Annotated in this window: 19 protein-coding genes; 8 read left to right on the top strand and 11 right to left on the bottom strand. The window is 61.2% G+C overall.

The features are described 5' to 3' along the window. Window positions 1–4 precede the first annotated feature (4 nt). The 3 genes from AC1RRE_RS00430 to AC1RRE_RS00420 are packed head-to-tail and all read left to right on the top strand — an operon-like array spanning window position 5 to window position 9,101. Window positions 5–7,687: a beta strand repeat-containing protein gene (locus AC1RRE_RS00430; RefSeq protein WP_492979070.1), complete on the top strand. Its 7,683-nt coding sequence runs from the start codon at window positions 5–7 to the stop codon at window positions 7,685–7,687. 13 nt (window positions 7,688–7,700) lie between these two features. Continuing rightward, on the top strand, window positions 7,701–8,537 hold the full coding sequence (locus tag AC1RRE_RS00425; protein ID WP_492979069.1) for an acyl-CoA desaturase: 837 nt from the start codon (window positions 7,701–7,703) through the stop codon (window positions 8,535–8,537). 15 nt (window positions 8,538–8,552) lie between these two features. Further along, window positions 8,553–9,101, top strand: coding sequence for a toxin-activating lysine-acyltransferase (locus tag AC1RRE_RS00420; protein WP_492979068.1), 549 nt, complete (start codon window positions 8,553–8,555; stop codon window positions 9,099–9,101). 11 nt (window positions 9,102–9,112) lie between these two features. On the opposite strand, the gene AC1RRE_RS00415 is transcribed toward AC1RRE_RS00420, so the two are convergent. From AC1RRE_RS00415 to AC1RRE_RS00390, 6 genes are all read right to left on the bottom strand, one after another. Next, complete coding sequence (locus tag AC1RRE_RS00415) at window positions 9,113–9,853, bottom strand: HugZ family pyridoxamine 5'-phosphate oxidase (RefSeq protein ID WP_492979067.1); 741 nt, start codon at window positions 9,851–9,853, stop codon at window positions 9,113–9,115. After that, on the bottom strand, window positions 9,850–10,158 hold the full coding sequence (locus tag AC1RRE_RS00410; RefSeq protein WP_492979066.1) for a P-II family nitrogen regulator: 309 nt from the start codon (window positions 10,156–10,158) through the stop codon (window positions 9,850–9,852). The genes AC1RRE_RS00415 and AC1RRE_RS00410 overlap by 4 nt, the downstream gene beginning before the upstream one ends. A gap of 3 nt (window positions 10,159–10,161) precedes the next feature. Continuing rightward, a complete protein-coding gene (locus tag AC1RRE_RS00405) occupies window positions 10,162–11,148 on the bottom strand; it encodes a sodium-dependent bicarbonate transport family permease (RefSeq protein WP_492979065.1) in 987 nt (328 codons plus the stop codon). Window positions 11,149–11,248: 100 nt separating this feature from the next. Further along, window positions 11,249–12,223 carry a quinone oxidoreductase family protein gene (locus tag AC1RRE_RS00400; RefSeq protein WP_492979064.1) on the bottom strand — a complete coding sequence of 325 codons (975 nt, stop codon included), beginning with the start codon at window positions 12,221–12,223 and terminating at the stop codon, window positions 11,249–11,251. A 13-nt stretch (window positions 12,224–12,236) separates the two neighbouring features. Next, a complete protein-coding gene (locus tag AC1RRE_RS00395) occupies window positions 12,237–12,929 on the bottom strand; it encodes a dienelactone hydrolase family protein (protein ID WP_492979063.1) in 693 nt (230 codons plus the stop codon). Between the two features lie 107 nt (window positions 12,930–13,036). Beyond that, window positions 13,037–13,552, bottom strand: coding sequence for a methylated-DNA--[protein]-cysteine S-methyltransferase (locus tag AC1RRE_RS00390; RefSeq protein WP_492979062.1), 516 nt, complete (start codon window positions 13,550–13,552; stop codon window positions 13,037–13,039). A gap of 130 nt (window positions 13,553–13,682) precedes the next feature. On the opposite strand from AC1RRE_RS00390, the gene AC1RRE_RS00385 reads away from it, so the two are divergent. Then, window positions 13,683–14,810 (top strand): CobW family GTP-binding protein, encoded by a 1,128-nt coding sequence (locus AC1RRE_RS00385; RefSeq protein ID WP_492979061.1) that lies wholly within the window; start codon window positions 13,683–13,685, stop codon window positions 14,808–14,810. Further along, window positions 14,794–15,828 carry a WD40 repeat domain-containing protein gene (locus AC1RRE_RS00380; RefSeq protein WP_492979060.1) on the top strand — a complete coding sequence of 345 codons (1,035 nt, stop codon included), beginning with the start codon at window positions 14,794–14,796 and terminating at the stop codon, window positions 15,826–15,828. Before AC1RRE_RS00385 ends, AC1RRE_RS00380 begins: the two co-directional genes overlap by 17 nt. 30 nt (window positions 15,829–15,858) lie before the next feature. On the opposite strand, the gene holA is transcribed toward AC1RRE_RS00380, so the two are convergent. Genes holA through AC1RRE_RS00360 form a run of 4 tightly spaced genes read right to left on the bottom strand, consistent with a single transcriptional unit; the run spans window position 15,859 to window position 20,628 of the window. Next, window positions 15,859–16,875: a DNA polymerase III subunit delta gene (gene holA, locus AC1RRE_RS00375; protein WP_492979059.1), complete on the bottom strand. Its 1,017-nt coding sequence runs from the start codon at window positions 16,873–16,875 to the stop codon at window positions 15,859–15,861. Further along, entirely contained in the window at window positions 16,872–17,405 is a 534-nt protein-coding gene (locus AC1RRE_RS00370; RefSeq protein WP_492979058.1) for a hypothetical protein, read from the bottom strand. The genes holA and AC1RRE_RS00370 overlap by 4 nt, the downstream gene beginning before the upstream one ends. Next, window positions 17,392–19,962, bottom strand: coding sequence for a leucine--tRNA ligase (gene leuS / locus AC1RRE_RS00365; RefSeq protein ID WP_492979057.1), 2,571 nt, complete (start codon window positions 19,960–19,962; stop codon window positions 17,392–17,394). Before leuS ends, AC1RRE_RS00370 begins: the two co-directional genes overlap by 14 nt. 45 nt (window positions 19,963–20,007) lie before the next feature. Then, complete coding sequence (locus AC1RRE_RS00360) at window positions 20,008–20,628, bottom strand: DUF3576 domain-containing protein (protein ID WP_492979056.1); 621 nt, start codon at window positions 20,626–20,628, stop codon at window positions 20,008–20,010. Window positions 20,629–20,681: 53 nt separating this feature from the next. On the opposite strand from AC1RRE_RS00360, the gene AC1RRE_RS00355 reads away from it, so the two are divergent. Then, complete coding sequence (locus tag AC1RRE_RS00355) at window positions 20,682–21,650, top strand: class I SAM-dependent DNA methyltransferase (protein ID WP_492979055.1); 969 nt, start codon at window positions 20,682–20,684, stop codon at window positions 21,648–21,650. 19 nt (window positions 21,651–21,669) lie between these two features. Here AC1RRE_RS00355 and AC1RRE_RS00350 read toward each other — a convergent pair whose 3' ends face one another. Further along, the gene (locus AC1RRE_RS00350) at window positions 21,670–21,873 is read right to left on the bottom strand and encodes a hypothetical protein (RefSeq protein ID WP_492979054.1); all 204 of its coding nucleotides are present in this window, start codon (window positions 21,871–21,873) and stop codon (window positions 21,670–21,672) included. Window positions 21,874–21,909: 36 nt separating this feature from the next. Between AC1RRE_RS00350 and AC1RRE_RS00345 the strand changes: the two genes are divergently transcribed. Beyond that, on the top strand, window positions 21,910–23,124 hold the full coding sequence (locus tag AC1RRE_RS00345; protein WP_492979053.1) for a porin: 1,215 nt from the start codon (window positions 21,910–21,912) through the stop codon (window positions 23,122–23,124). 319 nt (window positions 23,125–23,443) lie between these two features. Beyond that, window positions 23,444–24,754, top strand: a complete 1,311-nt coding sequence (locus AC1RRE_RS00340; RefSeq protein ID WP_492979052.1) for a porin — start codon at window positions 23,444–23,446, stop codon at window positions 24,752–24,754. Window positions 24,755–24,764: the final 10 nt, after the last annotated feature.

Below are 24,764 nucleotides of genomic sequence, written 5' to 3'. Positions count from 1 at the left end.
ACTGATGCGTGCCGTCGATATTGAGATTCTGCGGATTATTCGTGGTGTGAGCGATCATTTTGCCTCAAGTCCCAGGGCTCTATTTTGCGGCGGCGGCGGCGACGGCGGCGACGGCGGCGGCGGCGGCGGTAGTAGTGGTGGTAATGGCAACAATGGTGGCGGCGCCAGTGATGATGGCGGCGTAAACAGTGGTACTGATGGCGATGGCGGTGGCGGCCCTCCGCCGCCCCCTCCGCCTCCGCCGCCGCAACCGCCGATCGCGGGCAACGACAGCTTTGTGGGTCTGGAAGACCATCAGGTCGTCGTCAATGTATCCTCCCTGCTGGCCAATGACACAGATGCCAATGGCGATGCGCTGAGCATCACCGGCATTTCCAATGTGGTCGGCGGCACCGCTGTGCTGTCGGGCGGCCAGATCATCATCACGCCCAATCCGGATTTCGACGGTGTGGTCACTTTTGATTACACGGTTACGGACGGCAACGGCGGCTTCGACACGGCGCAGGCGACCATCGACATCCTGCCGGTGAACGATGCGCCGACCGTGCAGATTGATGGCTTCGCCTTTGCGACGACCACCCAGGTTACCAGCCAATACCAGAACGATATCACCAATTTCATCGACGTACTGACCGCGCCTGTGAATGGTCAGCCGCTTGGCGAGCAGTATGTGAATGGCGCTGGTCCATTCCAGTTGGATGACCAGGCACGCGAAGTCAGTGTCGTGCTGCATCTTGTCGACGCCGGATATCACAGTGTGATCGGCTGGTATTTGATCAACCCTGACGGCACCTTCGGCCCCGCGAAGCTGATTTTTCCTGATGCCAATATGCCTCCGCTGGCAACCGGCGCGACTGTCAGCTTGGGTGTACTGCCGGCCGGTGCGACCTTTGGTATGTTCATGATCCAAGACGCCGCCAGCAATCCACTGATCCAGCAGGTCGTGGATGGCAACGGCGCTGTAGCTATGAGTTTTGTCCAAGCCGATGGCGATCCCGCCACACTATTTGATGCAACACCGCCGCGGCTCATGGTGCATCCGTCGAATGCATCCGCCAGCAGTGGCACTGCAATCAATCAGCCGATCTTCCACAGCGCGGCAGATTCAGACGCCAGCTTCAATGGCGAGACAATCAATACTCTTGGGCTTAATCCCGACAACTTGCAGCATGTCGCCGCCGGCCAGGGCACTGCGCCTGACCGGATTGCCATAGGCTGGGATGACCAGCTGTCGACCCAACAGTCGGACCGCGATTTCAACGACGTTATTCTGGAAGTTGATGTCGGTGAAACCAGCGTCACCCGCGTCAATCCGGCCAATGTCGGTGCCGGTGCCAATCTCGATGTCAGCGATATCGACAGTCCCACCCTGCAGGGTGGCGCATTCTTCATCGCTTCAGGCTATCAGGCCGGTGACACGCTGCAACTCACGGGCGGCTATACTGTCAATGCGACCGGCCAAATCCTGGATGCCAACGGGCAGTTCACGGGCATCAAGCTGGTCGGCGGCGGCTTCGGCACCGATCCGTCCAATCTCCATGGCCTGACCTTCTCTGGTGTTGCCTCGGTGGCGATGTATGAGGCTGTACTGGGCGCGGTGACATTCATCAACGAGAATGCCGGTCCCGGCATCCGCACGCTGAATGTCGGCGTGGTGGATGCCGAAGGTGCGTTCAGCAATATCGGCGTCGAACATCTGGCCATTGGCAATATCGGTACGACGCCGGCAACGGCGGGCGACGACACCATCAGCGGTGGTGACGGCAATGATCTTCTGTATGGCGATGCCGGTAACGACACACTGAATGGTGGCGATGGTGATGATACGCTGCTTGGTGGCCTTGGCGGTGATGCCCTTAACGGCGGCGCCGGCAACGATACGGCTGTTTATCTGGGCTCGAATGCCGGCGTGACCGTCAATCTTGCGACGGGCTCGGCCTCTGGTGGCTTTGGCACCGGCGATACGCTGACCGGCATCGAGAATGTGATCGGCTCGAACCATGCCGATACGCTGATCGGCAATGACGGCGTCAATATCCTGAATGGTGGTGCTGGCAACGATACGCTGGTCGCGTCCGGGAATGGCGACACCCTGATTGGTGGCGCGGGCGTGGATACGGCTGTCTTCCAGAATTATGCCGGCGTGAATGTCGTTCTCGACAGCAACGGCAATGCGACCGTGGCCGAATACGGCCTCACGCTGACCGGTATCGAGAATCTGACAGGATCTGACCAGGACGACGTCCTGACTGGCACCGCTGGCGCTAACACGCTGAATGGCGCAGGCGGCAACGATCTGCTGACCGGCGGTGCCGGCGCTGACGTGCTGATCGGCGGCAGCGGTGTCGATACGGCTTCCTATCAGGGATCGAATGCCGGCGTGACCGTCAATCTGGCGACGGGCACGGGCAGCGGCGGTCATGCGGCTGGCGACACACTCAGCGGCATCGAGAACCTGATCGGCTCGGATCATGCCGACAGCCTGACCGGCGATGCCGGCAACAACCTGCTCAGTGGCGGGGCTGGCAATGACACGCTCAGTGGCGATGCAGGCAACGATATCCTGGATGGCGGTACCGGCAACGACAGCATGGCCGGCGGCACCGGCGACGACATCTATTATGTCGATGGCGCTGATACGGTAACGGAAGCGGCCGGCAGCGGCACTGATACGGTCATCGCATTGGTGACGACGACGCTCTCGGCCAATGTCGAGAACCTGACACTGACGGGTACGGCTGCGATCAACGGCGCCGGCAATGATCTGAACAATGTTCTCACCGGTAACGATGGTGCTAACACGTTGACCGGCGGCGCTGGCAACGACACGCTGGCTGGTGGTGTGGGCAATGACGCGCTTAATGGTGGCATCGGCAACGACATCTACCGCTTTAATCGCGGCGATGGCGTTGACACGGTCACAGACGAGTATTTTTACCAGCAGGCTTACCAGTATGATGTCTGGGAGCTTGTCGGTAACGAGAAATTCGCCCAGTACCAATGGGTCACCCATACCGGCTATCAAATAGTGCAGGGTGATGCTGGTGCAGATGCGGTGGAATTTGGCACAGGTATCACAGAAGCCGATCTACTGTTTGAGACCATTGGTGCCGATCTGATCGTCGGCTTGCAGAATGCTGATGGTACGCTGACGGCGGCGAGTCAGTCCTCTGATCGCATGGTGCTGAAGAACTGGTTCAACCCGTTGAGCCAGGTTGAAACTTTCCGCTTTGCCGATGGCAGCACGCTGGCGACTCAGAGTGGCAGCTCTAACAATGACATATTAATCGGTGGTTCTGGAAATGATCGTTTCTGGGGTGCTTCTGGCAATGACACACTCACCGGTAATGATGGTAACGATCAGCTCGATGGCGGTGATGGCAGCGACACGCTAAACGGCGGTACTGGCACCGATACGCTGACTGGTGGCAACAACGACGACATCCTGAATGGTGGTGCTGGCGCCGACATTCTGTCGGGTGGTGCGGGCGTCGACACAGTGAGCTATGCCGATTCTTCAGCTGGCGTCACAGTTAACCTTACTGCTCAGACTGCATCTGGCGGTGACGCCGATGGTGACGTACTGACCGGCTTTGAGAATGTCATTGGTAGCAGCTTCAACGACGTTCTGATCGGTAGCACCCTAGCTAACGTGCTGGATGGCGGTGTCGGCAACGACACGCTGTCTGGCGATGCCGGCAATGATACCCTGAATGGCGGGGTTGGCACCGACACACTGAATGGCGGCGCTGACAACGACACACTGAATGGCGGTGATGGCGCCGATATCCTGAATGGCGATTCTGGCAACGACACGCTGAACGGCGACGCTGGCGATGACGTGCTGGATGGCGGTACCGGCAACGACAGCATGGCCGGCGGTGCCGGCAGCGATACGTATTATGTTGACAGTGCTGGCGACACAGCTACCGAAGCGGCTGGCAACGGTACTGATACAGTTGTGTCGTCGGCGACCTTTGCATTGGGTGCCAATGTCGAGAATCTGACACTGACGGGTACGGCTGCGATCAACGGTGCCGGCAATGAGTTGAACAATGTTCTCACTGGTAACGATGGCGCTAACACGCTGACCGGCGGTGCTGGCAACGACGCGCTGGCCGGTGGTGTGGGCAACGACGCGCTTAATGGTGGCATCGGCAACGACATCTACCGCTTTAATCGCGGCGATGGCGTTGACACGGTCACAGACGAATATTTCTACCAGCAGGCTTATACATACCAGACTTGGGAAGTTATCAGTGTCGATCCCAAGGGTGGGGCTGCGGATTGGGGCTGGGTCACACATACCGGCTACAACACGGTGCAGGGTGACGCGGGCGCCGATGTGCTTGAGTTTGGCGCAGGTATTGTGGCAGCTGACCTTCTGTTCGAAACGGTTGGTGGTGATCTGATTGTTGGTCTGCAGAATGCCGGTGGAACACTGACAACGGCCAGCCAATCTGCGGATCGCGTAGTGCTGAAGAACTGGTTTAACCCGTTGAGCCAGATTGAGACCTTCCGCTTCGCCGATGGCAGCACGCTGGCAATCCAGAGTGGCGGCTCCAACAATGACACGCTAACCGGTGGCGCAGGTAACGACCGCCTGTGGGGCGGTGGCGGCAATGACACGCTAAATGGCAATGACGGCAACGACATTCTGGATGGCGGTGACGGTAATGATGCCCTGAGTGGCGGCGCGGGCAATGATAATATTGCAGGCGGCAACCATGACGACGTGCTCAATGGCGGTGCTGGCGCAGATATCCTCGCGGGTGGTGCGGGCGTCGACACAGTGAGCTACGCGGGTTCTTCAGCTGGCATCACGATTAATCTCGCTACGCAGGTGGCCTCGGGCAGTGATGCCGATGGTGATGTGCTCAGTGGCTTTGAGAATGCCATTGGCAGCAGCTTCAACGATACGTTGACTGGTAGTGCCATTGGCAACGTTCTGGATGGCGGTGCCGGCAACGACACGCTATGGGGTGATGCCGGCAACGATACGCTATGGGGTGGTTCTGGCACCGACACACTGAATGGCGGCGCTGACAACGACACGCTGAATGGCGGTGATGACGCTGATATCCTGAATGGCGATGCTGGCAACGACACGCTGAACGGCGACGCTGGCGATGACGTCCTGGACGGCGGCACTGGCAATGACAGCATGTCTGGCGGTGCTGGCAATGACACCTACTATGTCGATAGTGTCAGCGATACGGTCACTGAAGCAGTGAATGCTGGAACAGATACGATTATCACTGCGTCGACCTTTGCATTGGGGGCCAATGTCGAGAACCTAACGCTGACAGGTTCTGCGGCGCTTAATGGCACAGGCAACGATCTGAACAATGTGTTGGCCGGCAATGTCGGTGCCAACGCTCTGATGGGCGGTGCAGGCAATGACACATTGGCCGGCGGTGTTGGTAACGATAGCCTGAACGGCGGTGTTGGTAGCGACACCTATCGCTTCAATCGCGGTGATGGTGTTGACACGGTCACAGACGAATATTTCTACCAGCAGGCTTATACATACCAGACTTGGGAAGTTATCAGTGTCGATCCCAAGGGTGGGGCTGCGGATTGGGGCTGGGTCACACATACCGGCTACAACACGGTGCAGGGTGACGCGGGCGCCGATGTGCTTGAGTTTGGCGCAGGTATTGTGGCAGCTGACCTTCTGTTCGAAACGGTTGGTGGTGATCTGATTGTTGGTCTGCAGAATGCCGGTGGAACACTGACAACGGCCAGCCAATCTGCGGATCGCGTAGTGCTGAAGAACTGGTTTAACCCGTTGAGCCAGATTGAGACCTTCCGCTTCGCCGATGGCAGCACGCTGGCAATCCAGAGTGGCGGCTCCAACAATGACACGCTAACCGGTGGCGCAGGTAACGACCGCCTGTGGGGCGGTGGCGGCAATGACACGCTAAATGGCAATGACGGCAACGACATTCTGGATGGCGGTGACGGTAATGATGCCCTGAGTGGCGGCGCGGGCAATGATAATATTGCAGGCGGCAACCATGACGACGTGCTCAATGGCGGTGCTGGCGCAGATATCCTCGCGGGTGGTGCGGGCGTCGACACAGTGAGCTACGCGGGTTCTTCAGCTGGCATCACGATTAATCTCGCTACGCAGGTGGCCTCGGGCAGTGATGCCGATGGTGATGTGCTCAGTGGCTTTGAGAATGCCATTGGCAGCAGCTTCAACGATACGTTGACTGGTAGTGCCATTGGCAACGTTCTGGATGGCGGTGCCGGCAACGACACGCTATGGGGTGATGCCGGCAACGATACGCTATGGGGTGGTTCTGGCACCGACACACTGAATGGCGGCGCTGACAACGACACGCTGAATGGCGGTGATGACGCTGATATCCTGAATGGCGATGCTGGCAACGACACGCTGAACGGCGACGCTGGCGATGACGTCCTGGACGGCGGCTTGGGGGCCGATACTCTGAATGGCGGCGCCGGCACTGATTTTGTGTCTTATGCGACGTCCGCTTCTGCGGTCACTGTCATTCTGGGAGCAAATACTGGTGCAGGTGGTGCGGCACAGGGAGATACCTTCAATAGCGTCGAAGGCATTATAGGCAGTGCATTCGCGGATACTCTGACAGGTAGTGGTTCTGCCGACATCCTCGCGGGTGCGGGGGGCAATGACAGCCTTGCTGGCGGTGCCGGTAATGACATTTATCGCTTCAAGCGTGGCGATGGTGTTGATCAAATATATGATGATTACCGCTACCAGCAGGCTTACTCGTATGAGGCTTGGGAAATCATCTCCTATGATGGCAAAGGTGGCGCCAACTACGGTTGGGTGACTCATACTGGTTACAACACAATATTGGCAAATGGTGGCTCAGACGCAGTGGAGTTCGGCGAAGGCGTTGCCGTTGCTGATCTGCTGTTGCAGCAGTCCGGCAATGACCTGGTCGTCGGGCTGCAGGGCGTCGGGACCGGTTATCAGTCAGCTTCCGAATCCGGTGATCGAGTTACGATCAAGGACTGGTTCACCACGAACAATCGTGTGGAAACCTTCCGCTTCGCCGATGGTACCCAGATCGACGTGTCGGCGATGGCCTTCACCAATGCTGCGACCGGCAATACCACCCAGACGCTGAATGGCGCGGCCGGCAACGACTGGATGTTCGGTCACGCTGGCAACGACACGCTGAACGGCAACGCCGGTAACGACGTGCTCAACGGCGGCGATGGCGACGATACGATCAATGGTGGTGCGGGCGTCGACATCCTGATTGGTGGGGCAGGTAATGACCTGCTTGCCGGTGGTGACGGCAACGACACCTATATGGTGGCGCGAGGCAGTGGCGTGGATACCATCGGCCAGAACGGCATTGCCGATGCGGCGGCGACCACGGATCGCCTGCAGTTCGGTCCGGGCGTCGGCGCCAGCCAGCTCTGGTTCCGGCAGTCGGGCGACGACCTGTGGATCGACGTCATCGGAGAATCCTCCAGCAGGGTCATCCTCGACGACTGGTATCTCAATGCAAGCCAGCGGGTCGATGTCATCACGGCTGGCGATGGCAAGAATCTGGTGGCGAACGATGTGGCGAATCTGGTCTCCGCCATGGCAAGCTACGCGCCGCCATCGGCGGGTCAGACGACCTTGCCGGCCGCCTATCAGGAGCAGCTGGCCTCTGTGCTGGCCGCCAACTGGCATTAACGGGGAGTTGGATATGAGTGCTTTGCAAATCGCGCAGCGCAGGATCGAGCGCTCGCCCCTGGTGCGCCCGACGGTACAGTTCGTCGGCAGCATCCAGATCGTGACGGGCCTGCTGACCGTTTACGCCCTTTTCTCCGGAGCGGAATGGTACTGGTGGGCGCTCGCGCTGTTCGGGTACTTCATCTATGGCTGCATCGGACTTTCGGTTGGTTTCCATCGCTACTATGCGCATCGCAGCTTCAAGGCCCCGCGCTGGGCCGAGATTCTGTTCACCCTGTCCGGCGCTCTGGGCTGCTCCGGCTCGCCGGCCAGCTGGGCAGTGATGCATCGCCAGCATCATCAATATGCCGACCGCGAAGGTGACCCCCATTCGCCGCATCTGCGCGGGCTGGGCGTGATGTTCATCCACAACTATGCCCCGAAGAACCGGAAGTGGCAGATGCGGCGCGAATTCAAGCGTGACCGCTTCCAGCTCTGGGTGCACAAGAACTATGTGGCGCTGGTACTCGGTTTCGCCACACTGCTGTTGCTGGCCGACTGGCAGGTTTTCCTGTTCGGCTGGGCCGTGCCGGTGGCGATCAAGCTGTGGATCAGCGGCCTCACTATCTACATCACCCACAAATACGGCTACCAGAATACCGATACCAAGGACGACAGCCGGAATGTGTGGTGGCTTGGCATCCTCGCCTGGGGCGAAGGCTGGCATAACAATCACCATGCCCATCCCGGCCGCTGGAGTTTTGGCTTCATGCGCTGGTGGGAGCTTGACATCGGAGCAGTGGTGATTGCATTGATCAGGCTCTGCGACAAGCGCAACCGCATGAGCGCCGTTCCGGCCAAGGCGAGTTGATCCGGAGGGGTGACGATGAGTGGTACGGGAAAAGGGCTCGGCAGCAGCCTGCCGGGTAATGCCGAGAGCGGCGGCAGCCGCACGAATTCTTCCGTTCTTGGCGACATCGTATTCCTGCTGCTGCATTCGAAGATGCACCGGATGTGGCCGCTCGCGATCCTTGAGCGTAATATCCTGCCGGCGATCCATCACAAGCAGTTCCGGCTCTATCACGATGACAATGGCCGCCCGATCGGCTTTGTCAGCTGGGCGTGGCTGTCGGACGAAGCCGAAGCCCAGTATGCGACCGGCACATATTCGCTGAAGGTCGAAGACTGGAAGAGCGGCCAGAATGCCTGGATCGTCGATTTCGTGGCGCCGTTTGGCCATGCGACGGCGGTGCGGCGGCATCTGCGCAAAGACAAGGTCTTCGCGCCCCATGGATTCTGCAAGGCCTTCAGGAAAGTGAAGGGCGAGGATTCGATCCGGGTCATGAAGTTGGGGCCCACGGCACACGAAGATCGGACGTGGAAGAGCTATGTCCGGCCGGTGGTAAAGCCGACGTTCAGGAAGGTTAAAGACTAAGTGAGCTCGCCTTAAAGACTTCGTGCTTTCTTCACTAATCGCACTAACTCTACCCGCGCTTCTTCTGCCGTGTTGATTGGCTTGTCGAAAGGCAGGCGGATTACTTTCTGTTCGCGGATCAGGTCAGCACCCTCGGCGTCGATGCCGCAGAAGCTCCAACCCTCTGTCGTCTGCCCCAGTAGCTTCTGCGCATAGAGCTGGATAGCATCGGCGTGGTCGTCATTCATATCCTCGACGATGCCGACTTCAGAATCGATCAGCGCCGCCATTTCACCGCTATACAGGTAATCGTCCAGCCAGTGGATCTTGCCGAAACCGGCTACGATGTGTGCGCGCTCGACATTGATCCGGTAAAATGCGAAGTCGGCAAAGCCGGCATACATTTCGGCGGATGGATGCCGTGCCAGGAAGCGGGCTTTCGGCCGCGCGTCGTCGGTCTTCTCGGCGCGGCCCAACAGCGTCACGCGCGGGCCGGTCAGCGGCTCAGTGAGGCCTGTCGTGCCGTCGCAGAGCAGCGCCACGCGGTCGTCGCTCAAGATATTCTTGGTATGCTCGGCTAGCCGCGAGATCAGTAGGATCGGGCTGGCGTCGTGATCGAAGGCTGTCAGCACCAGCGAGGCATAAGGTTGCGCGGTCTTGGGTGTATGCGCGCCGTCGGCCATGGTGGTGGCCAGAGATCCTGTGAGGCATGCGCGAGCGACCGTGCGGGCTTGCTGCGCCGGAGTGCGGCCGTTGCCGATAGGATCAGTCACGTAAACCTCTCCGCGCGGGCGACTTCGACATCCGAGAGATAGACGATGGCCACGGCATCGGCGAAGCGGGCATGGAAGCCGTCCAGAACCTGGCGTGCCACGGCTTCGGTCGTCACGGCGACGATCATCACATTGTCAAAGGCGCGGGTGATGTCGTCGCCGCTGCGCTCGCCCTGTTGCCCACCGCCGATCACGCGCGGCAAGATGCTCCAGCCCTTCACGCCCTGTTGGCTGAGCCAGTCAAGAACAGACCTTTGAAGCGGTGCCTCGACGATGATCTCGATCTTTTTCCGCGAATGGGCCATGACCTAATTCCCGAACAGGTGTTGCGCCACCGTCAGGTAGAGCGGCAAACCGATGGCGACATTGAAGGGGAAAGTGACGGCTAGCGCCAGTGTCACGGAGAGAGACGGACTGGCGGCCGGCAGGGCGAGGCGCATCGCGGCCGGCACGGCGATGTATGACGCAGACGCGGAGAGTACCGCCAGCAACATGGCGCCGCCGGCCGAGAGCCCCAGTAGAGCGGCCGCCGCGAAACCGACGGCTGCGCCGATCGGTGGCATGACCAGGCCGAACAGGATCAGCGCGGGCGGGAAGTTCTTCGCCGCCCGGCCTTGGCGCACGGCGACAAGACCCATATCGAGCAGGAAGATGCACAGCGCGCCGTTGAACAGGTCAGCCACGAAGGGTTTGATCTTGCTCATGCCGGCATCGCCGGTGAGCCAGCCGATGACAAAGCCGCCGACCAGCAGCATCACCGAGCCATTCACCAGCACTTCACGTACCAGCGCACCGCGTTCACTGCTGCCAGGCTGCATGCCCTGCTGCATCTGGCGACCGGCTAGCAGCAGACCGATCAGAATGGCCGGCGTTTCCATCACCGCCGTCATGGCGACGAGATAGCCTTCATACGGGATGTCACGGCTGCGCAGGAATTCGGCGGCCGTAACAAAGGTGACGATGCTGATCGAGCCGTAATGGGCGGCGATGGCGGCGGCATTTACACGATTTTGTTGCCACAGGCCGCGCAGCAGTCCGAAAGCAATCACTGGTAATGCGAGGCTGAGTGCGAGTGCAGCAAAAATCGCGCCCACCAGCGCCCAACCATTGGCGGCATGCATAGCGACGCCGCCCTTAAAACCGATGGCGAACATCAGATAGATCGCTAGACCCTTTGCGGCGCCTTCGGGGATTTCCAAGTCGGACCGCAACGCCGCCGCGGCTGCACCCAGCACGAAGGCCAGGATCATCGGCGATAGCAGATTGCCGGCGGCAAGATGCAGAAGTTCGGTCATGGGCGCAGCATGGCAAAGCTGTGGATAAAGGAAAAGGGCCGGGCGGGGGCGCCCATCCGGCCCTGTTATGCAAAACGCACAGCCCTTACGGCAGAGGCCCCTATGGCAACAGAAGCGTCGAGCCGGTGGTTTTGCGCGCTTCCAGATCCGTATGCGCACGGGCGGCATCTTTCAGCGCATAGGTCTGCGGAATTTCTACCTTCACCTTGCCACTCTTCACCACCTCGAACAGCGCCTTGGCCGAGGCCACCAGATCGGTGCGCTTGGCCGTGTAGGTGACCAGTGTCGGCCGTGTGACATAGAGCGAGCCCTTGCCGGCGAGGCTGCCGATATCCACCGGCGGCACCGGGCCCGACGCGTTGCCGAAGCTGACCATCAGGCCGAAAGGCTGCAGGCAATCAAGCGAACCGGCCCAGGTGTCCTTGCCGACGCCGTCATAGACGACGGGCAGCATCGCGCCCTTGGTGATCTCCTTCACCTTCTCGGCGAAGTTTTCCGTACGATAGTTGATGATGTGGTCATAGCCATGGGCTTTCGCCAGTTTGGCCTTGTCTTCCGAGCTCACCGTGCCGATCACGGTGGCGCCCAGCGCCTTGGCCCACTGGCCGAACAGCAGCCCGACGCCGCCGGCGGCGGCATGGAACAGCACGGTGTCGCCGGCCTTGATCCTGTAGGTGCGCAGCACGAGGTATTCCGTCGTCATGCCCTTCAGCATGATGGCAGCGGCCTGTTGATCCGAGACACCGTCGGGGATCAACACCACCCGGTCGGCCTGCATCAGGCGTTCCTCGGCATAGGAGCCCAGTGGCGCCGAGGCATAGGCGACGCGGTCGCCGACCTTCACATCGCTGACGCCGTCGCCGACGGCCGTCACCGTGCCGGCGCCTTCCATGCCCAGTACCAGCGGCAGCGGCATCTTGTAGAGGCCGCTGCGATGATAGGTGTCGATGTAGTTCAGGCCGGCGGCGGTGGTCTTGAGCCGAATCTGGCCGTGGCCGGGCGCGCCGACCTCGACCTCTTCCCACTTCATGACGTCGGGGCCGCCAGCGGCGTGAATGCGGATCGCGTGAACCATGGTCGTGTAATCCTTAACCAAGATGCGTTTTGAAGAAATCCGACGTGCGTTTATTTGCCGTGTCGGCCGCCGCCTTATCGTAATGCTCGCCACCGGTACGCGCAAAGGCATGGTCGTTGCCCTGGTATTCATGCAGCGTGACATTGGGATTGGAGGCGACAGCCGCCTTCACCTTGGCCTGCTGGTCCTTGGGCACGAACTTGTCCTCGGTCGCCACATGCATCAGCAGTGGCTTTTTGATGTTGGCCACTTCGCCGGTATGATCGGCCAGGCCGACGCCGTAATAGGAGACGGCCGCATCGACATCGCTGCGCGCGGCCATCAGGAAGGCGAGCTTGCCACCGAGGCAATAGCCGACTGCGCCGGCCTTGCCGGTGACGCCCGGCAGCTTGCGCAGGGCGGCGAGCGAGGACTTCAGGTCGGCGATGCCGAGATCGAGGTTGAAGCCGCCGAACAGCGCGAAGGCCTTCTTCATCTCGGCTTCGCTCTTGTCAGTGATGTCGATGCCAGGTTCCTGGCGCCAGAAGAGATCGGGGCAGAGCGCGACATAGCCCTGTTTCGCCAGGTCGTCGCAGATGTCGCGCATCACCTTGTTGACGCCGAAGATTTCCTGGATCACCAGGATGCCGGGGCCTTTGTCGCCGGCCTGGTAGGCGGTGAAGCTGCCGCTGCCATCCGCGGCGCTGATCGTGATGGTCTTCGCCATTGCGCGTTCCTCCTGTTTATCCGGGGAGGAACTCTAAGGCAGGCGCGGGCGCAGCGGCAACCAGTGCCATATGGTCCGGTTACATCAGCACAAGTCTGTGAAATCGGTTACAGCAGGGTGACCTGCTCCGACGGCACATAAGCGCCCTCATGGCGCAGCAGCCAGCGCTTGGTCTCCAGCCCGCCCTTGCCCGAATAGCCACCGGCATCGCCGCCGGCCGCCAAAATCCGGTGACAGGGGATGATCACCGGGATCGGGTTGGCGCCGCAGGCGCTGCCCACGGCCCGGGCGTCCACCACGCCGCTGCCGATGGCGCTCGCCGCCTCGCCGTAACTGCGCGTACGGCCGGCCGGGATCGCCAGCATGAAATCCCACACGGCGCGCTGGAACCCGGTGCCGGCCGGTTCCAGCGGCAGGTCGAAGGCGTATTTTCCGTCCCGGAAATAGATTTCGAGCTGGCGGGCGGCCTCGGCCAGCAGGGCCTCGGCCTCGGGCGGGATGTCGAGTGGTGCAGGTTTTGAACCGCGGCCGCCCCAGTCGAGCTTGACGATAGCCGTGGCGGTTGCCGTGACGGTGAGGGAACCGAGCGGGCTGGGAACGGTGATCGAATAGGTTTTTGCCATGGTTTCTGACGCTCTGGCCGGGGCTGGACCCAAGACTGGACTCTGAGGACGAGGCCACTATGGTTACGCCCCGATATTCAATATAAGGCCTGCTTCCTAGCATGGCCATGCCGGCCGGAGATATCCGCTTATGTCACAGTCATTGGAAAATACGCAGACGCCCGTCACGGTGCTGACCGGCTATCTCGGCGCCGGCAAGACCACGCTGCTGAACCGCATCCTGACCGAAAATCACGGCAAGAAATACGCCGTCATCATCAACGAATTCGGCGAAATCGGCATCGACAACGAACTGGTCGTGGATGCCGACGAGGAGGTCTTCGAGATGAACAACGGCTGCATCTGCTGTACCGTGCGCGGCGACCTGATCCGCATCATCGAGGGCCTGTTCAAGCGCAAGGACCGCTTCGACGCCATCATCGTGGAAACCACCGGCCTGGCCGATCCGGGCCCGGTGGCGCAGACCTTTTTCGTCGACGAGGATGTCGCCCGCCGCGCCCGCCTCGATTCCATCGTGACCGTGGTCGATGCCCGCCATCTGCCGCTGCGCCTGAAGGACAGCCGTGAGGCCGAGGAGCAGATTGCTTTCGCCGACGTGATCGTGCTGAACAAGACCGATCTGGTGACCAAGGACGAACTGGCCGATATCGAGCGCCGCATTCGCAGCGTCAACCGTTTTGCCCAGATCCATCATGCGACCAAGTGCGATGTCGCGCTCGACAAGGTGCTGGACCGCGGTGCCTTCGACCTCAATCGCATCCTCGACCTGGAACCGGACTTCCTGAACCCGCCGCATGGTGAGGCCGGTCATGTACATGACGAGCATTGCGGGCACGACCACCATCATGATCACGGACATCATCACCACGATCATGGCCACAACCCGGCTCATGGTGAGGCCGGCCATGTGCATGACGAACATTGTGGCCACGACCATGATCATGGCGACAGCATCCACGACACCACGGTGAAGAGCGTGTCGCTGACCGTCGATGCGCCGATCGATTCGCGCAAGTTCGACGCCTGGATCGGTGAATTGCTGGCAAGCAAGGGCCAGGACATCCTGCGCAGCAAGGGCATCCTGGGTTTCCAGGGCAGCGACAAGCGTTTCGTCTTCCAGGCCGTGCACATGATCAAGGACGGCGATTTCCAGCGCGACTGGCGCGCCGATGAAAAGCGCGTCTCGCGCCTGGTCTTCATCGGCCGGGATCTCGACCGCAACGCTCTGCAGCAGGGTTTCGATGCCACCCGCGCCTAAGTCTGAAACGCAGATCGGGTTCCGCGCGTATCTCTGGCAGTTCAAGTCCGGTGTCGTCGCGGTCGCGGCGGCCGAGGCCGCCGGTACGGCGGGCTTCGGTCTGGGCGACGGCTCGATCGCGCTGCGGCCGTTCGATGAGCCCGATGCCGACACCACGCGGCGTCTGGTGGCGCATCCCGATGCCGCGCTGCTCTGTCTGGCTGCTTCCCCCGATGGCGAAGGCTTTGTCTCGGGCGGCGATGACGGCAAGCTGATGCTGACCGCCATCGATGGCACGGGGCGCGAGATCGCCGCCGTGCCGCGCAAATGGATCGAACAGGTGGCAGTGTCGGAAGGCGGCATCGCCTACAGTGCCGGCAAGCGCGTCGGCCTGCTGAACACGCGTGGCGAACCGATCGCCATTTTCGAAGACCATCCCAGCACGATCAGCGGCATCGCCTTCAATCCGAAGGGCAAGCGGCTGGTGGTGTCGCATTACGGCGGCGTCACGCTGTGGTGGGTCAAGGCCGATGCCCAGCCGGCCAAGCGGCTCGCCTGGAAAAGCTCGCATGTCGCGGTGACCTGGTCGCCGGATGGCAAGTTCATCATGACGGCGACGCAGGAAAATGAGATGCATGGCTGGCGGCTGTCTGACAGCGCCGACATGCGCATGAGTGGCTATCCGAACAAGCCGAAATCCCTGAGCTGGGCGCGTGACGGCCGCTGGCTCGCCACCTCGGGTGCCGAGGTTGTGGTGGTGTGGGACTGCAAGGGCAAGGGACCGATGGGATCGGCGCCGGTCGAGCTCAGCCGCGGCGCCATGGTCACGGCCGTGGCCTGCCATCCGCGCCACGGGTTGGTGGCATCAGGCGATGTGAACGGCCGGCTCAAGCTCGGTCGCATCAACGACGAGTCGAGCATCGATCTGGAAAAACTGGGTCCGGCACCGGTGACGGCGCTGGCCTGGACATCCGATGGCCGCTACCTGATAGCCGGCGCTGAAGACGGTGCAGCCGGCATTCTGGATTTCGGGCAGTAAGCCTTAACGCGTTACGCGCGCAGCCCCGTTTTATCGCGCTACGCGCGCAGCTCTGGCTATACGCAGCAGCGCATCGCCGCAGGCTGCGGCCGCCGGCATGCCGGTGCTCTTGGTCAGCAGCTCGGCATCGGTGAGGATTTCCAGCGCGCGCATCAGCCGATCGCTCGACCACATCTTGCTCTGGCGTTCAAAACCGTCGCGCCGGGTCCAATGCACGCCCAGCCGGGTCGGATCGGCCCGCCCGCCGTTTTCGCGCTGGGCGGCGGCCAGATGCAGTTTCTGGCCATGCTTCTGCGCCACACGCAGGATCGCCACCGGTGACTCGCCGGCGCTTTCGCAGCGGGTGAGGGCATCGGTCAGGGTGTTGAAGTCGCCACCGAAGGCGGCAAAGGCGGCGTCATCGAGGAACAGCGTCGAACTGTCGCCGATGGTGGCTTCGCAATCCTCCAGGCTGACCGGCGTCGCATCGTCGCCCTTGTAGAGCATCAGCTTGGCCAGTTCGCCGCGGCTGACCATGCGGTCGGTGCCCAGGTTGTCGAGCAGGTAGGCCATGGCTTCGGGCGCGACCTTCTTGCCGGCTTCGCGCGCCACGTCTTCCACCAGGCCCTGCAGGGCGCGGTTGTCATCAGCATAGCAGGCGATGGCGGCGGCAATCGGTGCATCCTCGAAGGCAACCCGCAACGAGGATCGCGCCGTCAGTTCACCGGCCTCGACCACGACGAGCGTGTCGCCGACCGGCGCTTCTAGGAAAGCCTCGAACAGTTTGGCATTACGATCGCCGGCACCCGATACCATGACGACGCGACGCCCACCGGTGAGTGCGATCGCACCGGCTTCGTCGGCCAGCCTGGCGGGATCGTCCTGCAGCTGGGCGCCGGTGAGGGTGGAAACGCGGAAAGGATCGCTGAGATCTTCGCAGGCGCTTTTGGCAATGATCTTCGCGCGCTCGCGGATCAGGCCGGCGTCGCTGCCGAACAACAGCACAGCCCGGACATCGGCACGCGGCCGTTTGACAAAGGCTTCAGCGTCGCGCGTCGCCAGCTTCATTGCGCGCGCGGTTGCCCGGCTGCCGTCTGGCGATCGAAGAAGTTGCCGAGCCGCAGCCGCATCTGCTCGGAAATATCCCTGAGGCTGCGTTCACGGGCATTCTTCTCGCTGACGAGATTCGCATAGTCGGCGAGTGTCAGATTGTAGGAGGCCTGACTCAACGCGGACTGGGACAGGATGGTCTTGCCGGTCTCGTAGTCGCGCAGATAATAGATCACCGATACCTGCAGGTTATTGCGCGTGATTTCTTCATTCCGCGTCACGAAGACCGCCCCGATCGATTCGGTGATCTTGTATTCCAGGATATATCGCGGCTTCTGCGGTTCGCCATGTGGCGTCAGCGTATCGAGCAGGTAGTTGCGTAGTTGCTGGCTTGGCCGGTCTTCAGGCTGGGTGATGATGATCTGGGCGAACTGCGGCACGACATTGCCGGTGCTGTCCTGCCGGTACAGCGGCTTGAAGCCGCAGCCAGCCAGCAGCATGGCCAGGGCGGCGGCGATCAGAAGCCTGTGGGGGTTAGACCACAACATTGACGATCCGGTTCGGGACGACGATGACCTTGCGCACGGGCTTGCCCTCCATGGCACGCAGGACATTGTCGTTGGCCAGCGCCAGTTTTTCCAGCGCCGTCTGCTCCATGTCGCGATCCACCTCGATGGTGGCGCGCAGCTTGCCCGAAACCTGCACCGCGATGGTGACGGTTTCATCTCGCGCCAGGGCCGCGTCGGGGGCCGGCCAGGGCTGGTCCAGCAGCAGGCCGTCATGGCCCAGTGCCTGCCAGATTTCCTCGGCCAGATGCGGCACCATGGGGCCGATCAGCTTGGCCAGCGCCTCCAGCGCTTCGCGGCGGGCCCAGGCGGTGGCGGCGTCATCGCCCTTGGCTGCTTCCAGCAGGTTGGCGAATTCGTGGATGCGAGCCACGGCCTTGTTGAAATGGAAGTTTTCCAGGTCGCTGGTCAGGCCGGTGATGGTCTTGTGCAAAGCGCGTCGCAATTCCAGCGCCGGCGCCGGCCATTCGGCGGGCAGCGCAGCGCCCTTGGCCGCAATCGGACCGCGCGGTTCGGCAACCAGGCGCCACAGGCGCTGGGTGAAGCGCCAGGCACCCTCAACGCCGCCTTCGCTCCATTCCAGGTCGCGCTCCGGCGGGCTGTCGGACAGCATGAACCAGCGCGCGGTATCGGCGCCGTAGGTATCGATGATCAGGCTGGGATCGATGACGTTCTTCTTCGACTTCGACATCTTTTCGGTGCGGCCGACCGTCACCGGTTCGCCGGTGCGCAGATGCACGACCTTGCCGCCGTCCTTCTTCACTTCGGTCGGCTGCAGCCAGGCGCCCGAGGCATCCTTGTAGGTCTCGTGGCAGACCATGCCCTGGGTGAACAGGCCCTCGAAGGGCTCCCCGCTGGGCAGCGAGATATGACCGGTGTCGCGCAGCGCGCGGGTGAAGAAGCGCGAATAGAGCAGATGCAGGATCGCATGCTCGATGCCGCCGATATACTGGTCGACCGGCAGCCAGTAATCGGCTGCAGCTTTCTCCAACGGCAGGTCGGCGCGCGGGCTGCAGAAGCGGGCGAAATACCACGACGAGTCAACGAAGGTGTCGCAGGTGTCGGTCTCGCGCCGGCCCTTGCCGCCGCAGGCCGGGCAGTTCACATGCTTCCAGGTCGGATGCAGGTCGAGCGGATTGCCCGGCTTGTCGAAGGTGACGTCATCGGGCAGTTCGACCGGCAGGTCCTGCGACGGCACCGGCACGATGCCGCAGGCATCGCAGTGGATCACCGGAATCGGGCAGCCCCAGTAGCGCTGGCGCGACACGCCCCAGTCGCGCAGACGGAAGGTGACGGTGCCTTCGCCGGCCTTCATCTGCTCCAGCTTCTGGATCGCGGCGCGCTTGGCAGCCGTGACGTCGAGGCCATTGAGGAAGTCGGAATTGATCGCGACCGTATTGTCGGTCTCGGTGAAGGCTTCGGTGCCGATCTCCAGTGCGGTCTGCCCTTTCGGCGCCACGACGGCTTTGACCGACAGATCGTATTTGCGTGCGAAATCCAGATCGCGCTGGTCATGACCCGGGCAGCCGAAGATGGCGCCAGTGCCGTATTCCATCAACACGAAATTGGCGACATAGACCGGCAGGTCCCATGACGGATTAAACGGATGCAGGGCATCGACCGGAATGCGATAGCCCTTCTTCTCGGCCTTTTCCAGTTCGGCTTCCGCCGTGCCGGTCTGGCGGCATTCCTCGATGAAGGCTGCGAGCTTCGGGTCGTTCTTCGCCATCTCGGCGGCGAGTGGATGGTCGGCAGCGATGGCGACGAAGCTGGCGCCATAAAGTGTATCGGGCCGCGTCGAATAGACCTCGATCTTATCGGCGCGATCTTTCAGCGCGAAGCTGAAGCGCGCGCCCTCCGATTTGCCGATCCAGTTCTGCTGCATCAGCTTGACGCGTTCGGGCCAGCGCTCCAGCCCGGTCTGCAGCGTGGTCAGCAGGTCATCGGCATAGGCGGTGATCTTGAGGAACCACTGCGACAGCTTGCGGCGCTCGACCAGTGCGCCCGAACGCCAGCCGCGCCCGTCGATCACCTGTTCGTTGGCGAGTACGGTGTGATCCACCGGATCCCAGTTGACGAAGCTTTCCTTGCGGTAGATCAGTCCGGCTTTGAGAAAATCCAGGAAGATCTGTTGCTGGTATTTGTAGTAGCCGGGATGACAGGTCGCGAGTTCGCGGCTCCAGTCCAGCGACAGGCCCATGCGCTGCAGTTCGCTGCGCATGTTGGCGATGTTGTCGTAGGTCCAGGCCGCGGGATGGACTTTCTTTTCCTGCGCGGCATTTTCCGCTGGCAGGCCGAAGGCATCCCAGCCCATCGGATGCAGCACGTTGAAGCCGCGCGCGCGCTTGTAGCGGGCGACGACATCGCCCAGCGTGTAGTTGCGCACATGGCCCATATGGATGCGCCCCGACGGATAGGGAAACATCTCGAGGACATAATACTTGGGTCGCTTAGTGTCGTTTTCGGCGCGGAACGACTGACGCTCGTCCCAGACGGCCTGCCACTTGGTTTCGACCGCCTTGGCGTTATAGCGGGACATAAGACTGATCCGGTGCTTCCTGCTGCGTCTGTAGGGCGTTGCCGCTTAGCGGCGCGCTTCGGCTTCCATGCGGAATTCGCGAGCCCGCTGCAGAATGGCATTTTCCATGCTCACGGCCGTGTTCTGGGCCGCCGGCTGGTCCAGCCAGCCATCACCCTGCCGCACCTGGCGGAACACGCCGACGCGCAGGCCATCGGCCCGCAGCGCGCGATCGAGGATGTAGACGGTGACCTTGAAGCGCTCGTTCGGGGTCTGCGGCGGCACATACCAGTCGGTGATGATGACGCCGCCGAAGGGATCGGCGGAGGCGAGCGGCATGAAGGAAATGGCATCCAGCGAAGCGCGCCAGAGGAAGCTGTTCACGCCAATGCCGCCGCTGCCGCCTTCTTCAGTCTTCTTGTTGCCGCCGCCCAGGATGTTAAGGCCGCCAGCACCGAAAATGGTAGAGCGTTCACCGGTCTGGGGGGCCGGGTTATAATTACCGCTGTTATCTTTTTCAGGGTAATAGGTCTGGGTCTGGCCGTCGCCAGGCGAACTGCAGCCGGCCAGCACCACCAGGCTGCCGGCAACCAGCATGACCGCAAGGCGCGATCCGAGTCGGGCAAGCCGATGCGGTGCGAATCCGCCGGAAATCGAGCGCAAAATCTGCGGGCGCGGAAAAGCCATCGCAGCCGTCCTCCTGAAACGCGTTAAGGATGCGTGGAATAGCACAGTTTCAGGTGGCCCGCCAATCATCTGGCCTGGTGGGAGCGGAGGATTGCCAGCTTCCGGGAAAAGCCTTAAAGCCGGCACTGATGCCGCTTGATGATGCTGCCATCGATGATCTTCTGCGCCGTGCCTGGGATGCCCAGGCCGCCGGCAATATCGATGCCGCCGTCGCACTTTACCGGCAAATCCTGGATGACCGCGATGTTCCGCCCGCCTGGCTCGGCCTCGGGCAGTGTCATCTGGAACGCAAGGATAGTGCTTCAGCGCTCGCTGCCTTCCGGCGAGCCGGTACGCTGATGCCGAACTCCGGCGCGGTCCGGCACCTGATCGCCATGCTGGAGGGCGGCGCGCCGCCGGACCGGGCACCGGATGATTATGTCCTCTGGGTCTTTGATGGCCATGCGGACAATTTCGATGCCCATCTGGCAGCCCTGCAGTATCGCGGCCCGGAAATGATCGCCGAGCTGGTCAGGACGGCCTGGGCCAGGGAGGCTACCCGGGCCATTCTCGACCTGGGCTGCGGGACCGGTCTGAATGCTCCCTTATTCCGGCCCTATGCGGCACAGCTCGATGGCCTGGATCTGGCCCCGCGGATGCTCCGCCAGGCGAGTCGTCGGGGCTATGATCACCTTTACAAGGCCGAGATTCACGCCTTCCTGCGGCGCCCTCCAGCGCGTTACGACGTCCTGCTGTCGACGGATGTGTTCATTTACATCGGCAAGTTGGACGAAATTTTCTCTCTTTCAAAACATAATCTTAGCGAAAATGGCGAGATTCTGTGCACCATCGAGCTGGGCGCGCCGGGTGATCCACCGGTCCAGCTGATGCCCAGCGGTCGGTTCCGGCAGACCGACGCATATATCCGGGCCTGTGCCCAGGCCGCCGATTTCGAAGTTACGGCCTTTGCCGATGAGACGCTGCGCATTGAAGATGGGCAGCCAGAACCGGGTCGGGCCTATCGATTCCAGCGCCGCAAATAAGGCACGTATTCGGGTGGGTTCAGGTGCCAAAAATAGCATCAACTATTTGATATAAAACGATAATTCTGTGAATTGCGTCAATATTGTGGCTCAATTGCAACACCCGCTGCAAAAAGCGCGGGGAAAACGCTGCTTTTATTGACACTTGCAGGGGGGGGATGGCTTGATCCTCAACGATCACATAGCCGGACTCGGCTGTTTGTTCGCTGCTAGTGACTAGCATTGAAACCCTAATCCCGGTGGGAGAGGAAAGAGGAAAATGAAGAAGACTCTGCTTCTGCAAACCGCGCTTGTTGCCGCTGCTGGCCTGTTCGTGGCCGACATCGCTTCCGCGCAAGTCAAGGCTGAACCGATCAGCGTCACCGTCGGCGGCTACATGAACCGCGGCCTGAAGGTTCAGGACCGCAGCAAGTCCGCTGGTAGTGCGATGACCGACCGTGCTCCCGCCACCTTTGGCGCGCCGGACGCGGAAATCTGGTTCAACATCCGTGCGGTGTTGGACAACGGCCTGAAGGTTGGCGGCCGCGTTGAACTGGAAGGCGCTACTGACGCCGACCAGATCGACGAAAGCTACATGTGGTTCGAAAACGACTCGATCGGTCGTATGGAGATCGGTTCCACTGACCGCGTCACGTCGAAGATGCTCTATTTCGCTCCGGGCGCGATCCCGGGTTATGCGACTGGTTCGTCGGCTTCGGAAAACGCTGCCATTGTCACCCCGGCGAGCAATCGCGCTGGCGGGACGACCATGTGGTTTGCTAACGCTGCCCATGACACTGAAGGTCTGAACCTGTATACCGCTTCGAACCGTTACTTCGGCTCGAAGGCTGGTAAGGGTCTGCAGCTTGGTTATTCGTACACTCCGGATGGCTGCCAGGACTATGCCAACGGCTCTGGCGTCTTCGCTGCTAGCGCCACTGTGACTGCTTGCCCGGCCGGCTTCGGCTTCACCAATGACGGCGGTCAGACTCACAACAACCATCAGTTTGCTGCGAACTATATTGAGTCGTTCGGTGATTTCACCGTGGCTCTGTACACTGGTTACATCAGCACTCAGATGGAAGCTGCGAGCGCTGGTGTGCGTGATCGCCTCAACGGTTGGCAGGCTGGTACTCAGCTGACCTTCAACGTTGGTGATGGTTCGACCGTTACCTTCGGTGGTGGTTACAAGGACGAAGAAGTCTTCACCACGGTTGATCGTAAGGTTTGGAACGCTGGTCTGCGTTACCTCACCAACGGCGTGGCTCCGGGCTCGGTCGGTCTGGGCGCGGAATTCCTGCGCGCCAAGGGCGAAGAGACTGGCCTGGGTGATGACAAGTACACCCTGCTCCAGGGTGGTCTGACCTACCAGCTGGCCGCCGGCATTCTGCTGTACAGCGGTATCGGCGCCTACGACTATAAGGACGGCAACAACACTGCCGCCAACGAAGCCAAGTCGACCTTCGGTGTGGTCGGCGCTCGCCTCGACTTCTAAGCCGATACACTCGGTTTAACTGGGGAAGGGGGCAGGAAACCTGCCCCCTTTTCTTTTTTTTCGGGTCTAAATTCTGGTCGGCAATCCATTTGAGACAGCGAGTCGTCGATTTTGTTGCCGTTGATGCGATTGTGACCGTTGACACAAGATGTGTCGGCTTTCGGATCACACTCCGCCGCAAACAGTGTCGGCTTCGGCCGTGGACGGGCTGGTTCGATTGACAATAGGTGTGTGAGAAATCAGGTTTCCCTGCGCGCTTAGCGCCATTCGTGGGTCGCCCCGGCGATGCTGACACATCCTCACCTAGAAGGACCAACGAATGAAAAAGACCTTACTGCTTCAGACTGCCCTGGTTGCCGCTGCTGGCCTGTTCCTGGCCGATGTCGCGTCCGCCCAGGTTAAGGCCGAGCCGATCAGCGTCAGCGTCGGCGGCTACATGATGCGCACCTACAAGTTCCAGGATCGCGACAATACCCCGGCCCATCTCGATCGCAGCTCCAACACCATTGGTGCCGGCGACACCGAAATCTGGTTCAATATCCGCAGCGTGCTCGACAACGGCCTGATCGCCGGCGGCCGCATCGAGCTGGAGGGTAACACCGACAGCGATCAGATCGACGAATCGTATATGTTCTTCGAGCGTGCCGATATCGGCCGTGCCGAAATCGGCTCGACCGACCGTGTGACCTCGAAGATGGTTTACGGCGCTCCGTCGGCTCTGCCGAATATTGGCACCATTGATCCGGCCGGCAACACCAACGTGATCAACGCTCCCTCAGGTGCGCGTACCACCGGCCCGCTCAGCAAATTCGGTACCGCTGGTGACGACACTGAAGGTCTGAATCTGTATACCGCTTCGAACCGCTATTTCGGCTCGAAGGCCGGCAAGGGTCTGCAGCTCGGCTTCTCCTATGTTCCCGATGGCTGCCAGGACTTCAATAACACTTCTGGTGTCTTTGCTGCGGCGGGCACTAACGCTTGTCCGACTGGCTTCGGTCTGACCACCGATGCGGGTCAGTTCAGTAAGATCTACTCAGGTGCGGCGAACTACCTTGAGTCGTTCGGTCCGGTCGATCTCGGTGTGATGGTTGGCTACAACCACTACAATATCGAAGCCAATAGCACTGCTCCGGCGGCCGCCACCGGCGGCGCCCAGATCTTCAAGCAGAATGGTCTTGAAGGTTACATGGTTGGTGCCACTGCCACCTACAATATCGGCGATGGTTCGACCGTGCAGGTCGGTGGTGCGTGGAAGACTGAAGAAACCGGTACCAAGAATCCGCTCACCAATGCCGGCGGCGATCAGCGTGATGTGTACAGCCTCGGTGTGAAGTATCTCACCAACGGCACGCGTCCGGGTTCAGTCGGCCTCGGCGCTGACTTCTCGCTCAGCAAGACCGATCAGGGCAACATTGGTGGCACCGCCGTTGGCGGCCGCGACAAGTTCACCTGGTACAGCATTGGCGCCAGCTACCAGCTGGCCAGCGGCATCCTGCTGTTCGGCGGCGGCGGTCAGTATGACTTCGACGACGCCTATGGTGCCGGTGCGACCCCGAACGGCGTTGCCGCTCAGGCGAACAACGACGCCAAGGCCACCTTCGGCCTCGTCGGCGCCCGCTTCGACTTCTGATCCTTATCGA

It is taken from the genome of Ferrovibrio sp. GW821-FHT12D07, assembly GCF_058807275.1.
Note: the sequence above shows the minus strand (reverse complement) of the source record. Positions and strands in the feature narration are given on the sequence as shown.

Coding starts and splice junctions, on each gene's coding strand:
- AC1RRE_RS00430 (WP_492979070.1), top strand. CDS start 5: ATGCGTGCCGTCGATATTGAGATTCTGCGGATTATTCGTGGTGTGAGC.
- AC1RRE_RS00425 (WP_492979069.1), top strand. CDS start 7,701: ATGAGTGCTTTGCAAATCGCGCAGCGCAGGATCGAGCGCTCGCCCCTG.
- AC1RRE_RS00420 (WP_492979068.1), top strand. CDS start 8,553: ATGAGTGGTACGGGAAAAGGGCTCGGCAGCAGCCTGCCGGGTAATGCC.
- AC1RRE_RS00410 (WP_492979066.1), bottom strand. CDS start 10,158: ATGGCCCATTCGCGGAAAAAGATCGAGATCATCGTCGAGGCACCGCTT.
- AC1RRE_RS00405 (WP_492979065.1), bottom strand. CDS start 11,148: ATGACCGAACTTCTGCATCTTGCCGCCGGCAATCTGCTATCGCCGATG.
- AC1RRE_RS00400 (WP_492979064.1), bottom strand. CDS start 12,223: ATGGTTCACGCGATCCGCATTCACGCCGCTGGCGGCCCCGACGTCATG.
- AC1RRE_RS00395 (WP_492979063.1), bottom strand. CDS start 12,929: ATGGCGAAGACCATCACGATCAGCGCCGCGGATGGCAGCGGCAGCTTC.
- AC1RRE_RS00390 (WP_492979062.1), bottom strand. CDS start 13,552: ATGGCAAAAACCTATTCGATCACCGTTCCCAGCCCGCTCGGTTCCCTC.
- AC1RRE_RS00385 (WP_492979061.1), top strand. CDS start 13,683: ATGTCACAGTCATTGGAAAATACGCAGACGCCCGTCACGGTGCTGACC.
- AC1RRE_RS00380 (WP_492979060.1), top strand. CDS start 14,794: ATGCCACCCGCGCCTAAGTCTGAAACGCAGATCGGGTTCCGCGCGTAT.
- holA (WP_492979059.1), bottom strand. CDS start 16,875: ATGAAGCTGGCGACGCGCGACGCTGAAGCCTTTGTCAAACGGCCGCGT.
- AC1RRE_RS00370 (WP_492979058.1), bottom strand. CDS start 17,405: ATGTTGTGGTCTAACCCCCACAGGCTTCTGATCGCCGCCGCCCTGGCC.
- leuS (WP_492979057.1), bottom strand. CDS start 19,962: ATGTCCCGCTATAACGCCAAGGCGGTCGAAACCAAGTGGCAGGCCGTC.
- AC1RRE_RS00360 (WP_492979056.1), bottom strand. CDS start 20,628: ATGGCTTTTCCGCGCCCGCAGATTTTGCGCTCGATTTCCGGCGGATTC.
- AC1RRE_RS00350 (WP_492979054.1), bottom strand. CDS start 21,873: ATGCTAGTCACTAGCAGCGAACAAACAGCCGAGTCCGGCTATGTGATC.
- AC1RRE_RS00345 (WP_492979053.1), top strand. CDS start 21,910: ATGAAGAAGACTCTGCTTCTGCAAACCGCGCTTGTTGCCGCTGCTGGC.
- AC1RRE_RS00340 (WP_492979052.1), top strand. CDS start 23,444: ATGAAAAAGACCTTACTGCTTCAGACTGCCCTGGTTGCCGCTGCTGGC.